16 protein-coding genes are annotated in these 12,836 nt (G+C 61.4%); 6 read left to right on the top strand and 10 right to left on the bottom strand.

Annotated features, from left to right (window positions below):
* Positions 1–16: 16 nt before the first annotated feature.
* The 5 genes from AC07VL_RS04270 to petA all read right to left on the bottom strand — a co-directional run bounded on the left by AC07VL_RS04270 (position 17) and on the right by petA (position 4,310).
* Entirely contained in the window at positions 17–529 is a 513-nt protein-coding gene (locus AC07VL_RS04270) for a ClpXP protease specificity-enhancing factor (RefSeq protein ID WP_494804725.1), read from the bottom strand.
* A gap of 224 nt (positions 530–753) precedes the next feature.
* A complete protein-coding gene (locus AC07VL_RS04265; RefSeq protein WP_010394154.1) occupies positions 754–1,365 on the bottom strand; it encodes a glutathione S-transferase N-terminal domain-containing protein in 612 nt (203 codons plus the stop codon).
* 120 nt (positions 1,366–1,485) lie between these two features.
* Entirely contained in the window at positions 1,486–2,250 is a 765-nt protein-coding gene (locus AC07VL_RS04260; RefSeq protein ID WP_494804724.1) for a cytochrome c1, read from the bottom strand.
* 36 nt (positions 2,251–2,286) lie between these two features.
* Positions 2,287–3,699 (bottom strand): cytochrome b, encoded by a 1,413-nt coding sequence (locus AC07VL_RS04255; RefSeq protein WP_494804723.1) that lies wholly within the window; start codon positions 3,697–3,699, stop codon positions 2,287–2,289.
* 2 nt (positions 3,700–3,701) lie between these two features.
* On the bottom strand, positions 3,702–4,310 hold the full coding sequence (gene petA / locus AC07VL_RS04250; RefSeq protein ID WP_290603221.1) for a ubiquinol-cytochrome c reductase iron-sulfur subunit: 609 nt from the start codon (positions 4,308–4,310) through the stop codon (positions 3,702–3,704).
* Between the two features lie 412 nt (positions 4,311–4,722).
* Between petA and mscL the strand changes: the two genes are divergently transcribed.
* Genes mscL through AC07VL_RS04230 form a run of 4 tightly spaced genes read left to right on the top strand, consistent with a single transcriptional unit; the run spans position 4,723 to position 7,449 of the window.
* Positions 4,723–5,172 carry a large conductance mechanosensitive channel protein MscL gene (gene mscL / locus AC07VL_RS04245; RefSeq protein WP_494804722.1) on the top strand — a complete coding sequence of 150 codons (450 nt, stop codon included), beginning with the start codon at positions 4,723–4,725 and terminating at the stop codon, positions 5,170–5,172.
* Positions 5,173–5,214: 42 nt separating this feature from the next.
* Positions 5,215–6,375: a Do family serine endopeptidase gene (locus AC07VL_RS04240; protein WP_494804721.1), complete on the top strand. Its 1,161-nt coding sequence runs from the start codon at positions 5,215–5,217 to the stop codon at positions 6,373–6,375.
* A gap of 21 nt (positions 6,376–6,396) precedes the next feature.
* Entirely contained in the window at positions 6,397–7,089 is a 693-nt protein-coding gene (locus AC07VL_RS04235) for a DUF2461 domain-containing protein (RefSeq protein WP_494804720.1), read from the top strand.
* 15 nt (positions 7,090–7,104) lie between these two features.
* Positions 7,105–7,449, top strand: a complete 345-nt coding sequence (locus AC07VL_RS04230) for a cupin domain-containing protein (RefSeq protein ID WP_494804719.1) — start codon at positions 7,105–7,107, stop codon at positions 7,447–7,449.
* 18 nt (positions 7,450–7,467) lie between these two features.
* Here the strand turns inward: AC07VL_RS04230 and AC07VL_RS04225 are convergent, their stop codons facing one another.
* The 5 genes from AC07VL_RS04225 to AC07VL_RS04205 all read right to left on the bottom strand — a co-directional run bounded on the left by AC07VL_RS04225 (position 7,468) and on the right by AC07VL_RS04205 (position 10,442).
* On the bottom strand, positions 7,468–8,508 hold the full coding sequence (locus AC07VL_RS04225) for an NAD(P)H-dependent glycerol-3-phosphate dehydrogenase (protein WP_494804718.1): 1,041 nt from the start codon (positions 8,506–8,508) through the stop codon (positions 7,468–7,470).
* 38 nt (positions 8,509–8,546) lie between these two features.
* Complete coding sequence (locus AC07VL_RS04220; protein WP_494804717.1) at positions 8,547–9,008, bottom strand: SH3 domain-containing protein; 462 nt, start codon at positions 9,006–9,008, stop codon at positions 8,547–8,549.
* Positions 9,009–9,094: 86 nt separating this feature from the next.
* Positions 9,095–9,571, bottom strand: a complete 477-nt coding sequence (gene secB / locus AC07VL_RS04215) for a protein-export chaperone SecB (protein ID WP_076565035.1) — start codon at positions 9,569–9,571, stop codon at positions 9,095–9,097.
* 160 nt (positions 9,572–9,731) lie between these two features.
* Positions 9,732–9,998 carry a glutaredoxin 3 gene (gene grxC / locus AC07VL_RS04210; protein ID WP_034783579.1) on the bottom strand — a complete coding sequence of 89 codons (267 nt, stop codon included), beginning with the start codon at positions 9,996–9,998 and terminating at the stop codon, positions 9,732–9,734.
* Positions 9,999–10,025: 27 nt separating this feature from the next.
* On the bottom strand, positions 10,026–10,442 hold the full coding sequence (locus AC07VL_RS04205; RefSeq protein ID WP_046681994.1) for a rhodanese-like domain-containing protein: 417 nt from the start codon (positions 10,440–10,442) through the stop codon (positions 10,026–10,028).
* 106 nt (positions 10,443–10,548) lie between these two features.
* On the opposite strand from AC07VL_RS04205, the gene gpmA reads away from it, so the two are divergent.
* Positions 10,549–11,295 carry a 2,3-diphosphoglycerate-dependent phosphoglycerate mutase gene (gene gpmA / locus AC07VL_RS04200; protein WP_034753030.1) on the top strand — a complete coding sequence of 249 codons (747 nt, stop codon included), beginning with the start codon at positions 10,549–10,551 and terminating at the stop codon, positions 11,293–11,295.
* 76 nt (positions 11,296–11,371) lie between these two features.
* Positions 11,372–12,832: a murein hydrolase activator EnvC family protein gene (locus tag AC07VL_RS04195; RefSeq protein WP_494804770.1), complete on the top strand. Its 1,461-nt coding sequence runs from the start codon at positions 11,372–11,374 to the stop codon at positions 12,830–12,832.
* Positions 12,833–12,836: the final 4 nt, after the last annotated feature.

Genomic DNA, 12,836 nt, shown 5'->3' with positions numbered 1-12,836 from the left:
CGTTGCGAATTATACGCTATTTAATGCGTGTCAGTGTCGGGCGGCCGCCTTTTTTTGGTGGCTCGTCGTCGCCGGGCGTGGCGTTGTCGCGTTGTTCGGGGGAACTGGTCGGCACGGACGACAGGGTCGGGGCGCTGGCGGCGGGGGCGAGCACGGGCGGCGGCACGTCGGCGGAGGCGGGGCTGTCCGTCGGTTGCGCGTCCGGGTCATCGTTGCCCAGCACGGGCTCGAAAGCCATGCCCTGGCCGTTTTCGTTGGCGTAGATGGCCATCACGTTGTCGACCGGTACGTAGATTTCGCGCGAGACGCCGCCGAAGCGGGCGTGGAAGCGGATGGCGTCGTTGTCCATCTTCAGGCCGCTGGTGGCGCCGAAGCTGATGTTGAGCACGATTTCGCCCTTTTTCACGTATTCCATCGGTACCGTGGTGCGCGAATCGACTTTGACCGCGAGATAAGGCGTGTAGCCGCTGTCGGTGCACCACTCGTAGATGGCGCGCAGCATATAAGGTTTGGTTGAGATTTCAGACATGGTAGGCACGGTGAGGCGGGAGCGCCCCCGTCAGCATGAGGCGGGCGCACCGGTAGTTCAAAAGACTGGGACAGCGCAAAAACAACTTTAACACATGGCCCGAGATGCCCCAGAAAGCGTCGCGAGCAAGCCCGATATCGGCTTGAGTAACGCAGCCGTACTTGAGTACGGCGAGTAACGCCAAGTCGAGAGCGGGCTGCGCAGCAGCTTTATGGGGATATCTTTTAGCGGCGCATCACTTTTTCGGATGGCGTCAGCGCTTCGATGTAGGCAGGACGCGAGAAGATGCGTTCGGCGTATTTCATCAGCGGTGCAGCCGTCTTCGACAGTTCGATGCCGTAGTGGTCCAGGCGCCACAGCAGCGGCGCGACAGCCACGTCGAGCATCGAGAATTCGTCGCCCAGCATGTACTTGTTTTTCAGGAACAGCGGTGCCAGCGTCGTCAGGCGGTCGCGGATTTCCGCGCGCGCCTTGTCGTGGGCCTTGTCGTTGCTCTTGGCGCGTTCGCTTTCCAGCACGTGCACGTGCACGAACAGTTCTTTTTCGAAATTGAACAGCATCAGGCGCGCGCGGGCACGCATCAGCGGATCGGCCGGCATCAGTTGCGGATGCGGGAAGCGCTCATCGATGTACTCGTTGATGATGTTCGATTCATACAGGATCAGTTCGCGTTCGACCAGGATAGGTACCTGGCCGTACGGGTTCATGGTCGAAATGTCTTCCGGCTTGTTGAACAGGTCGACGTCGCGCACTTCGAAGTCCATGCCTTTTTCAAACAGGACCAGGCGGCAGCGTTGCGAAAATGGGCAGGTTGTACCCGAATAGAGAACCATCATTTTTTATAGTTCCTTAGAAACAAAGGGGGTGAAGCCGCGAACGGCTCACCCCAGGTCGCTTGTCCACTCGTGCGGACAACGCAGAAACAGGCACCAACCGGCCTTCGGCCGGCGCCTCACTTATTTGACTTCTTTCCAGAACGACGCGTTAAGGCGCCATGCCAGCAGAGCAAAAGCCGACAGGAACAGCAGCACCCACACGCCCAGGCGCTTGCGTGTCTGCTGTGCCGGTTCGGCCATCCACTCCATGTAGCCGACCAGGTCGGCTACCGCAGTGTCATACTCGATCTTGTTCAACGTGCCTGGCTTGACTTGTTCGAAGCCGACAAATTTGTGGATTTTCTTGCCCGCTTCGTGCGGATCATTCTCTTCCACGAACTTGGCAGTCTGGATACCTTGCAATTCCCATAACACATGCGGCATGGCAACATTCGGCACGACCATATTGTTCCAGCCGGTCGGACGAGTGTCGTCTTTATAGAACGTACGCAGGTAAGTATACAGGTAGTCGCCGCCAGTGCCAGCGGAAGATGATTTTGCGCGCGAAATTACCGACAAATCGGGCGGTACGACGCCAAAGAAGGCCTTGGCATCCTGCGGCGCCAGGGCCGTCGTCATCAGGTCGCCCACTTTATCGCTGGTGAACAGCAGATTCTGCTTGATCTGGTCTTCCGTCAAGCCCAGGTCGCGCAGGCGGTTGTAGCGCATCGACACGGCAGAGTGGCAATTGAGGCAATAGTTGACGAACAGTTTGGCGCCATGCTGCAGCGCTGCCATGTTGGTCTGGCGGTCGGGCGCCTTGTCGAGCGGAAAGCCGCCTTCGCTGGCGAGGGCCATGACGGGCACGAGTGCCAGGATGGCGAGCAGTTTTTTTGCAATCTTCATATGATGTATGTCCTTTGAGCGTGGCGTGGGATCGGCTTAGTGCGGGTGAAACGTCACACGCGACGGCACGGTCTTGAACTTGCCCATTGCACTCCACCATGGCATCAGCAGGAAAAAGCTGAAGTAAATCAGGGTGCACACTTGCGACACGATGGTCTTCGTATCCGTCGGCGCCTGGGTGCCGAGGTAGCCCAGCACCAGGAACGACAGGCCGAAGATGGCATAGATGTATTTATGCCAGGTCGGACGGTAACGGATCGATTTCACGGGCGAATGGTCGAGCCATGGCAGGAAGGCCAGGATCACGACGGAACCGCCAAAGAATACGACGCCCCAGAATTTCGCGTCCAGCACCTGCGGCAGCATGCCGACGATGGCGACCAGGGCGATGACGGCGATGGCGGCCTTGACCTTGGTCGACAGGCGCGACTTGAGCCAGATGAACACGACATAGGCGGCCACGGCAGCCATCAGCACGTACATGAAGTCGGCCGTGGTGGCGCGCAGCACCGAGTAGAACGGCGTGAAGTACCACGTTGGCGCGATGTGCAGCGGCGTCTTCAGGGAATCGCCTGGCAGGAAATTGTTGTATTCCAGGAAATATCCACCCATTTCCGGCGCGAAGAAGACGACGGCGCTGAAGATGACGAGGAAGATCGATACGCCGAACAGGTCGTGCACGGTGTAGTACGGGTGCGACGGGATGGAATCGACGGGGTGGCCGTCGGCGCCCAGGTTTTCCTTCACTTCGATGCCGTCCGGATTGCTCGAGCCGACTTCATGCAGGGCGATCAAGTGCGCTGCAACCAGGCCCAGCAGGACCAGCGGGATGGCGATCACGTGGAAGGCGAAGAAGCGGTTCAGGGTGGCGTCGGAGACGACGTAGTCGCCGCGGATCCACAGCGACAGGTCAGGGCCGATGAAGGGGATGGCACCGAACAGGTTGACGATCACTTGCGCGCCCCAGTACGACATCTGGCCCCATGGCAGCAGGTAGCCGAAGAACGCTTCGGCCATCAGGCACAGGAAGATGGCGAAACCGAACAGCCAGATCAGCTCGCGTGGCTTGCGGTAGGAGCCGTACAGCAGGCCGCGCGTCATGTGCAGGTAGACGATGATGAAGAAGGCCGAGGCGCCCGTCGAGTGCATGTAGCGCACCAGCCAGCCCCACGGCACTTCGCGCATGATGTATTCGACGGAATTGAAGGCCAGGGCCGCATCCGGCTTGTAGTGCATGGTCAGGAAGATGCCGGTGACGATCTGCAGCACCAGCACCAGCATGGCCAGCGAGCCGAAGATGTACCAGAAATTGAAGTTTTTCGGTGCGTAGTACTTGCCCCACTGGTCATTCCACAGCTTGGTCAGGGGAAAGCGGTCATCCACCCAGCCCAGGGCTTTTTCGGCGACGGGCGCATCGGCGGGAAATTTCGTTTCTTTGAAAGCAGCCATGATCAAGCCTCGCCTTTCTCGTCTTTACCTATCAGCAGTTTGGTGTCGCTCAGGTACATATGGCGCGGCACTTGCAGGTTGTCCGGCGCCGGCTTGTTCTTGAACACGCGGCCTGCCATGTCGAAGGTGGAGCCGTGGCAAGGGCACAGGAAGCCGCCTTGCCAGTCATCGGGCAGCGACGGTTGCGGACCGGGGGTAAATTTCGAGGAAGGGGAGCAGCCCAGGTGGGTGCAGATGCCGACGGCGACGAGAATTTCAGGCTTGATGGAGCGCCATTCGTTCATGCAGTACGGCGGCGTGAATTCGGCGGGGTTGCGTTGGGAATCGGCGTCGGCGACTTTGTCGTCCGTTTTTTTCAGCGAGGCGACCATCTCCGGGGTGCGCTTCAGGATCCAGACCGGCTTGCCGCGCCATTCGACGGTGCGCATTTCGCCGGGTTGCAAGGTGGTGATGTCTACTTCGACCGGCGCGCCAGCCGCTTTCGCGCGCTCCGACGGCTGGAAGGTGCTTACCAAGGCTCCCGCGGTTGCCAATCCAACTACACTGCCCGCCGCGCACGTGGCGACGAGCAAGCCGCGACGGCCTGAATCGACCTGCTTTTCGTTACTCATGCAAACCCCAATCAGTCAAAATGCGAATCTTTATTATGAGTGGCAGCCGCGAAAAACCGTCGCCGAAGCTCTTTCCCACTGTTTGCCGCAACCCGCATCTTTGTACGGTAAAGTGGCAACATCCCTGCGGAACTTCGGCCAATGGCGCAGCCCGTGCCAGTTTCTTGTTGATTATCCGGAAGCGAAAAAGTCACTTCTGGCAACCGCAAATTATAAGTGAAGCAAACAACGAATAAAACAAAAACGTTGCTTGTACCATAATTTATATACTTTTGCAGGAGGTGGCTAGTTCTTTCGAACTAGATGCGCGCGGCTGTGCCAGAATGGGCCTCGCACGCAACCGCAAGTTGGTGGCGATGGGAATCAATAGTATGATCGGCATGTTTTTTATACATACCCGAAGGAGAAATTCATGGCAATGATGCAAGAATTCAAAGAATTTGCAATGAAGGGCAACGTCGTCGATCTGGCGGTCGGTGTCATTATCGGTGGTGCCTTCGGCAAGATCGTCGATTCCCTGGTGCAAGACGTCATCATGCCGCCCATCGGGCGCATTTTCGGCGGTCTCGATTTCGCCAATTACTACCTGCCCCTGAACGGCCAGGCCACCACCATGACCCTGGTGGAAGCGAAAAAAGCGGGCGCCGTGCTGGCCTACGGTAATTTCATTACCATTTTGCTCAACTTCGTCATCCTCGCCTTCATCATCTTCCAGATGGTGCGCCTGATGAACAAGGCCCGCCGCAGCGAGCCGGCCGCACCGGCACCGGCGCCGGCCACGCCGGAAGACATCGTGCTGCTGCGCGAAATCCGCGACTCGCTGCAGCAGAACGGACAGAAAAGCAACGATCTGGCAAAATAAGCCGGACCGGCACCGGGCCGGCTGACCTGGACAGAGAGCCCTATGCGACGATTCTGGTTGTTGTTTGCGCAAACCGTGACCATCGCGTTGGCGCTGTACTTTGTCTACGGCGCGCTGCGCCCCGCCAGCCGGGTGCAGCAGCTGGGCTCGCCGGCCAAGCCGGTGCCCGTGGTGGAAACGGCGTCCAGCAGCCTGGCGCCCGGCTCCTACCGCGACGCGGCGGCGCGCGCCATGCCCGCCGTCGTCAACATCCTCACTCTGCAAGTGCCCAAGCGCGGCGCCCATCCGCTGGCCCGCGATCCCTTCTTCAAGCGTTTCTTCGGCGACCGCGATCCCGGCCTCGACGACGACGACGACCTGCGCAACAGCCTCGGTTCCGGCGTCATCGTCAGCCATGAAGGCTACGTCCTGACGAACAACCACGTGGTCGAAGGCGCCGATGAAATCGAAGTGGTGCTGACGGATGGCCGCAAGGCGCCCGCGAAGATCGTCGGCCTGGACCCGGAGACGGACCTGGCTGTCATCAAGATCGACCTCGACAAGCTGCCCGTCATCGTCCTGGGCCAGTCGGAACTGGCGCGCGTGGGCGATGTGGTGCTGGCCATCGGCAACCCCTTCGGCGTGGGCCAGACGGTGACCATGGGCATCATTTCTGCGCTGGGACGCAACAACCTGCACATCAACAGCTTTGAAAACTTCATCCAGACGGATGCGGCCATCAACTTCGGCAACTCGGGCGGCGCCCTCGTCGATACGCGCGGCAATTTGATCGGCATCAATACGGCCATTTATTCGCAAAGCGGCGGCTCCGTCGGCATCGGCTTCGCCATTCCCGTCTCCACGGCGAAAACCGTGATGGAAGCCATCATCAAGGATGGCCACGTGGTGCGCGGCTGGATCGGCGTGGAAACGCAGGACATCACGCCCGAGCTGGCGCAAAGCTTCGGCCTGCAGCGTTCCAGCGGCGCCATCATCGCCGGCGTGGTGCGCAACGGCCCGGCCGACAAGGCGGGCATCGTGCCCGGCGACATCCTGCTGGCCGTCGATGGCAAGCCCGTGGGCGACACGACGGAAATGCTCAACCTGATCGCCCAACTGGCGCCCGGCGGAAAAGCTAAAATGACGGTGCTGCGCAAGAATCGCGAAGCGGCGCTCGACGTGGTGGTGGGCAAGCGCCCCATCCCGAAAGAGCTTTCCAAATAGTTGCTGATCGGAAGCTGACACATGCATGTGCGTGACTTGACCCAATTTTTACGTGAACTGAGCGATAACAACAACCGTCCCTGGTTTGTCATGAACAAGCCCCGTTACGACATCCTGCGCGAGGAATTCCTCGCCTTGGTGACTTCACTCATTGCTGAACTCGGCAAGTTCGACCCGGCCGTGAAATACTGCAATCCGAAAAAGGCCTTGTTCCGCATCAACCGCGACGTGCGTTTTGCGCACGACAAGAGCCCGTACAAGACGCGCTTTTCCGCCGCCATCGCGCCGAACGACATGCGCCGTCCCAGCAAGGCGGGCGGCCCCACGTATTATCTGCAGATCGATGGCCAGGGTAATCTGCTGTTCGGCGCGGGCGAATACATGCCGCCGCCGGGACGCCTGAAGGCGCTGCGCGAACACATGGTCAACGATGCGCCAGGCTTTTCCAAAGTGCTGAAGAATAAGCGCTTGAAGGCCCGTTACGGCACCATCCAGAACGAGGGCAAGCTGCAGCGCCCGCCCAAGGGTTTCGAGGCCGATGCCGAGCATATCGAATTCATCAAGCTGAAGAGCTTTTTCGTGTGGACCGAGATTCCCTTGCCGGTGAATGCGCCGGAACAGCTGCTGCCGGCGCTGGCGGAAGGCTTGAAGGATGCGTGGCCGCTGGTCGAGTGGATGCGCGGCGCGAAAGAGCCGGAGGAAGGCACCGAGTAATTACTGAAGGAGCACATGATGGCACTGGAGCACGCAAGTTCAGGACAGGTGATCGACGTGCTGCGCAGGGACGGCGACGACCTGTCGCAGTTTTCCGCCATCGCGCTGGCCAAGACGGACGAACTGGAATTGATCCGCATGTGCATGCCTAAGGGCAAGACCATGCCCGAGCATCATGTGCTGGGAGAAATCACCTTGCAGTGCCTGCAAGGGCAGGTGGCGGTCACGGCGCATGGCGGCGAGCACCTGCTGGGGCCGGGGCAGATGCTGTACCTGCTCGGCGGCCAGGCCCATGCCCTGGAAGCGCGCGAGGACAGTCTGGTGCTGCTGACGATCTTGATGGCCAGGGCGGGACGCTAGGCCCGGCCCAGCCATCTATCAGGCTGCCTCGGCGCGCGGATCGCGCGACAGCAGCTGCTGCACCATCACCTGCGGCAAATCGGCGTCGAACAGCACGCCGGCCACGGCATTCGTGATCGGCATGTCGACGCCCATGCGGCGCGCCAGTTCGCGCACGGCCTTGGCGCAGGGCACGCCTTCGGCCACGTGGCCCAGTTCCGCCACGATGGTGTCGAGGGCCTTGCCTTGCGCCAGGCCCAGGCCGACGCGGCGGTTGCGCGACAGGTCGCCCGTGCAGGTGAGAATCAGGTCGCCCATGCCCGTCAAGCCCATGAACGTTTCCGTCTGGCCACCCAGGGCCGTTCCCAGGCGCGTGATTTCCGCCAGGCCACGCGTGATCAGCGCGGCACGGGCATTCAAGCCCAGGCCCAGGCCGTCGGCCACGCCGGTGGCAATCGCCAGCACGTTCTTGACGGCGCCGCCCACTTCCACGCCCACCAGGTCTTCGCTGGCATACACGCGGATGGTGCCGCCGTGCAGGGCCGCGACGACCTTGGCGCGCAAGGCCGCGCTGCGCGAGGCGATGGTCAGCGCGCACGGCAGGCCGCGCGCCACTTCCTGCGCGAACGAGGGGCCGGACAGGGCGCCGCCGGGGATATTGTCGCCCAGTACTTCCTGCACCACCTGGTGCGGCAGCAGGCCCGTGCCGCCTTCAAAGCCCTTGCACAGCCACACGAGGTTGGGGATGGCCTGGTCTTTCAACTGCTGCAGCATGGGCCGCAAGCCTGCCACGGGGCAGGCGGCGATCAACAGGCCCTGATCACCGCTGGCGTGCGCCACGGCGGCGTCGAAATCGGCGCCGATGCGCAGTTGCGGCGGCAAGGGGAAACCGGGCAGGTAGGTGTTTTCGCCGCTGGCGGCCATGGCGGCCATGGAGTCGCCGTTGCGGCCCCACAGCAGCACGTCGTGGCGGCCGGCCAGGGCCATGGCCACAGCCGTGCCCCAGGCGCCGGCGCCCAGCACGGTGATCTTGCAGGGCGCGGTCCTGGCGACGGGAGATGTATCTGGAGAAACTTGCATGCAACCTCAAAGGGGAAGGTGGGCGGCGCGGGACAGCGTTACAGGCCCCACACTTCGCTGGTCTTGACGTAGCCGCTCTGGCCATCCTTGTGGCGCACCTTGACCCAGCCGGAGCTGGGTTGTTCGCTCATTTCCAGCAGCACGCCCTTGTCGACGAGGATGAGGGGGGAGGCGTTGTCGTCGGGGCTGGCGCGAACCTTGAGGTTCGCGGCGCGCGCCACGACGTTGCGCTTGGCGGACAGGCCCTTGGCTTCCGTCCAGGCCATTTCGCCGCTGGCATCGCGGACCTTGACCCATTCGCCGTAGCTGAGCACGACTTCCAGCGGCATGCCGCGGGGTGCCACGTACAGCTTGCCGCCCTTGGCGGACGGCGCGTCATACAGGATGACGGGAGCTGCGCCCACCGTCTTGAAATCGACGGCGTGGCTGGCAGCGGTGGCCAGCAGCAGCACGGCGCCGGCCATCCAGCGGAACTTGCTCAAGAGCGCACTTTTCAACATGATATTTTTTGAACCTTAACGAAACACGGCGGCCAGGCCGCCGTGTCAGGCCAGCCCCAAGGGGCCGGCGGGGTCTTGCCTGCAGCTTAGTGCGTCGTCGCGTCGCCTGCTGGAGCAGCGGCGGCAGCGTCGGCGATGGCTTGCAGACGTTGTTGGTAGAACACTTCGAAGTTGATCTCGGCCAGGTGCACGGGCGGGAAGCCGGCACGGGTGATCACGTCGGCGATGTTGGCGCGCAGGTAAGGGTAGATGATGTTCGGGCAGCCGATTCCCAGCAGCGGATCGAGTTGATCGGCAGGAATGTTGCGTGCTTCGAAGATACCAGCTTGCTTGCCTTCAACCAGGAAAGCGACTTTCTCGCCAACCTTGGCCGTCACGGTGATGGTCACGGTGGCTTCGAAGATGCCGTCGGCCAGAGGCGCGGCGCCCACGTCCAGTGCCACTTCGATGGCCGGCGCTTCTTGTTCCAGGAAAATAGCTGGGGAATTTGGTTGTTCCAGCGACATGTCTTTCAGGTAGACGCGTTGGATTTGGAAGACTGGTTGCAGATTTTCGTCAGACATGGAACGCTTTCGTTGTAAAGGACAAGAACGGCACACCGTTCAAATATGGTGCTTGCGGTATTCAATCCGCGCCGGATAGGCGCGGCCAGATCAGGTGCGAGGGCAATTGTATCAAAACAATACGACAAAAAACCAAGCAATTTCTCGAACCCGCTTTATATCAGGCTGCCGTGCCATTTAACAAGGGGTCCAGCTTGCCGGCTTGATCGAGCGCATACAAATCGTCGAATCCGCCCACGTGGGTATCGCCCACATAGATTTGCGGCACCGTGCGGCGGCCCGTGCGTTCCATCATCTTGATGCGCTCTTCCGGGTCGAGGTCGACGCGGATCTTTTGCACGGTCACGCCCTTGGCTTCCAACAGGCGCTCGGCGCGCACGCAATACGGGCACACGGCGGTGCTATACACAATTACGGGGACGGTCATGATGATTCCTTCTAGTTAAATGCCGGCTTACTTCGCCAGCGACAGGGTTTTCAATGGCAAACCCTGCTTTTTCCACTCGTCGAGGCCGCCTTCCAGGCTCGTTGCCTCAGCGAAACCGGCTTTGCCCAGCAGGCCCACGGCCGTTGCCGAACGCGAACCTTTCTGGCAAACCACTACAATGGGGCGCGTTTTGAATTTTTCCAGCTCGCCCAGGCGTTTTGCCAGTTCCGGCAGCGGAATATTTTTTGCGTCAGGCAAATGGCCCGTGGCGAATTCTTCCGCGCTGCGCACGTCGACGATGATGGTCTTGCCACGGTTGATCAGTTGCGTGACTTCCAGCACGGTCGCGCGCTTGCCGCGCATCGACAGCAGTGGCCAGAGGAGGGCGCCGCCGGAAATAATGACGATGGCAAACAGAAAAATGTGGTCGATAATGAATTTCACGTAGGGTCCAATGGTTTAAGTCAATCCGCGCATTATAAAATAGAAGCTGGACGAGGTCTTTTTACGTTTTGCTTTTTTGATTTGAACCCCTTGAGAAGATAGAACTATGTACAAAATCGTTTTCATGCGTCACGGCGAGTCCACTTGGAACCTCGATAACCGCTTCACCGGCTGGACCGACGTCGATCTGACGGAAAAGGGCGTCAACGAAGCCAAGGCCGCCGGCCAGATCCTCAAGCAGGAAGGTTTTACGTTCGACGTGGCCTACACTTCCGTCCTGAAGCGCGCCATCCGCACCCTGTGGCTGGCCCTCGACGAGATGGACATGATGTATCTGCCGATCAAGAACGACTGGCGCTTGAACGAGCGCCACTACGGCGCCCTGCAAGGCCTGGACAAGGGCGAAACGGCCGCCAAGTATGGCGACGAGCAAGTGCTGGTTTGGCGCCGCAGCTACGACACGCCGCCGCCGCCGCTGGCCGAGGATGACGACCGCGCCTCGTTCAACGACCCGCGCTATGCCGGCTTGCCGAAAGCGTCGATTCCGCTGACCGAATGCCTGAAGGATACCGTGGCGCGCGTGATGCCGGCCTGGGACGAGGAAATCGCCCCGGCCATCCGCGCCGGCAAGAAAATTATCATTTCGGCCCACGGCAACAGCCTGCGCGCCCTGATCAAGATGCTCGATGGCATCAGCGACAGCGACATCGTCGGCCTGAACATCCCGAACGGCCAGCCGCTCGTGTATGAACTGGACGCCGACCTGAAGCCGATCCGCCACTACTACCTGGGCGACCCGGCAGCGATTGCGGCAGCGCAAGCGGCCGTGGCGAACCAAGGGAAGGCCAAGTAACTTGTTGTCTTTCTTCCGCGGCACAGCAATCGCCCCCTCTGCTGAAACACCCTTGCCGGCGTGGCGCGCCGCTGCCTTGCTGTGCGCGGCGCTGCTGGTGTCCAGCGGCGTCGCGCACGGTGCCAAACCCACCGAGCGCAGCAAGCAGAAGGCGGCCGCGGAAGCACAACGTGCCGGATTGCAACAAAAGCTGACGGCGCTCAAGCGCGACATCAGCCGCACGGAAAGCGCCAAGGATGACGCGGCCGATACCCTGGCCGAGTCGGAAGAGGCCATTTCCAACGCCAACCGCGCCTTGCGCGACCTGGCGCAGGAGCAAAGCGCGACGGGCGTGAAGCTGGCGGCGCTGGGGCAGGAGCACCAGCAGCTGACGGCCACCGTCGAGAAACAGAAGGCGCAGCTGTCCAAGTTGCTGCGCGAACAATATGTTGCCGGCAATGAAGACCGCATCAAGCTGCTCTTGTCCGGCGACAACCCCAACCGCATCAACCGCGACCTGCAATTCATGGCCTACGTGTCGCAGGCGCAGGCGCGCCTGCTGGAAGCCTTGCGCGCCAACTTGCTGGCCGTGGAGAAAAACCAGGCGGACGTGCAGAACGCCAAGGATGAGCTGGAAGAGATCGCGCAGGAAGAGCGTGACCAGAAAGCCCTGCTGGTGCAGGAAAAGGCGCGCCGCGCCGCCCTGCTGGCGAGCTTGTCGCAGCGCCTGGTGGCGCAGCGCAAGGAAGCGGGCAATGTCGAGCGCGACGAACAGCGCATGGGCAACCTGGTCGACAAGCTGGCGAAATTGATCGAGGAACAGGCCGCCGCCGCCGCGGCCGAAAAGAAACGCCAGCAATTGCTCGCCGAGCAGCGCGCCGCTGCGAAAGCGGCCGCCGACGCCAGGATCGCGGCGGAAAAACGCGAACGCCAGCTGGCCGCGCGCGCCAAGGCCGCCCAGGCGCAGGCCGAACGCGAACGCATTGCTAAAGAGCAACAGAATAAATCGGGCAAGATCAAGCCGCAGACGCCGCCACCGCCCGTGAAACTCGACCCCATCGACGACGATGAACCGCCGCCGGTGGCCAAGGTCACGCCGAAACCGGAACCGAAGCCGGAACCGGAGCCGGAACGCCCGAGCCTGGGCCCGGCCACACCGGCCGGCGCCTTTGCCAGCCTGAAAGGGCAGCTGCGCGCGCCCGTGGCGGGCAAGATCGCCGCCCGCTTCGGCAGCAAGCGCGGTGACGGCCCCAGCTGGAAGGGCGTGTTCATCCGCACGGGCGAGGGCAGCGAGATCCACGCCATCGCCGCCGGCAGGGTCGTGTTTTCCGACTGGCTGCGCGGTTTCGGGAACCTGATCATCGTCGACCATGGCGGCCAGTACATGAGTATTTATGGCAATAACCAGTCCCTGCTGAAACGCGTGGGCGACGCCGTCAAGGGCGGCGAGACCATCGCCAGCGCCGGCAACAGCGGCGGCAACGAGGAATCAGGGCTATACTTTGAGCTGCGTCATCAGGGCCGCGCCTTCGATCCAGCCAGCTGGGTGAAGTTTTAAGTTC

The organism is Janthinobacterium sp. GW821-FHT03C08, from assembly GCF_059420905.1.
Note: the sequence above shows the minus strand (reverse complement) of the source record. Positions and strands in the feature narration are given on the sequence as shown.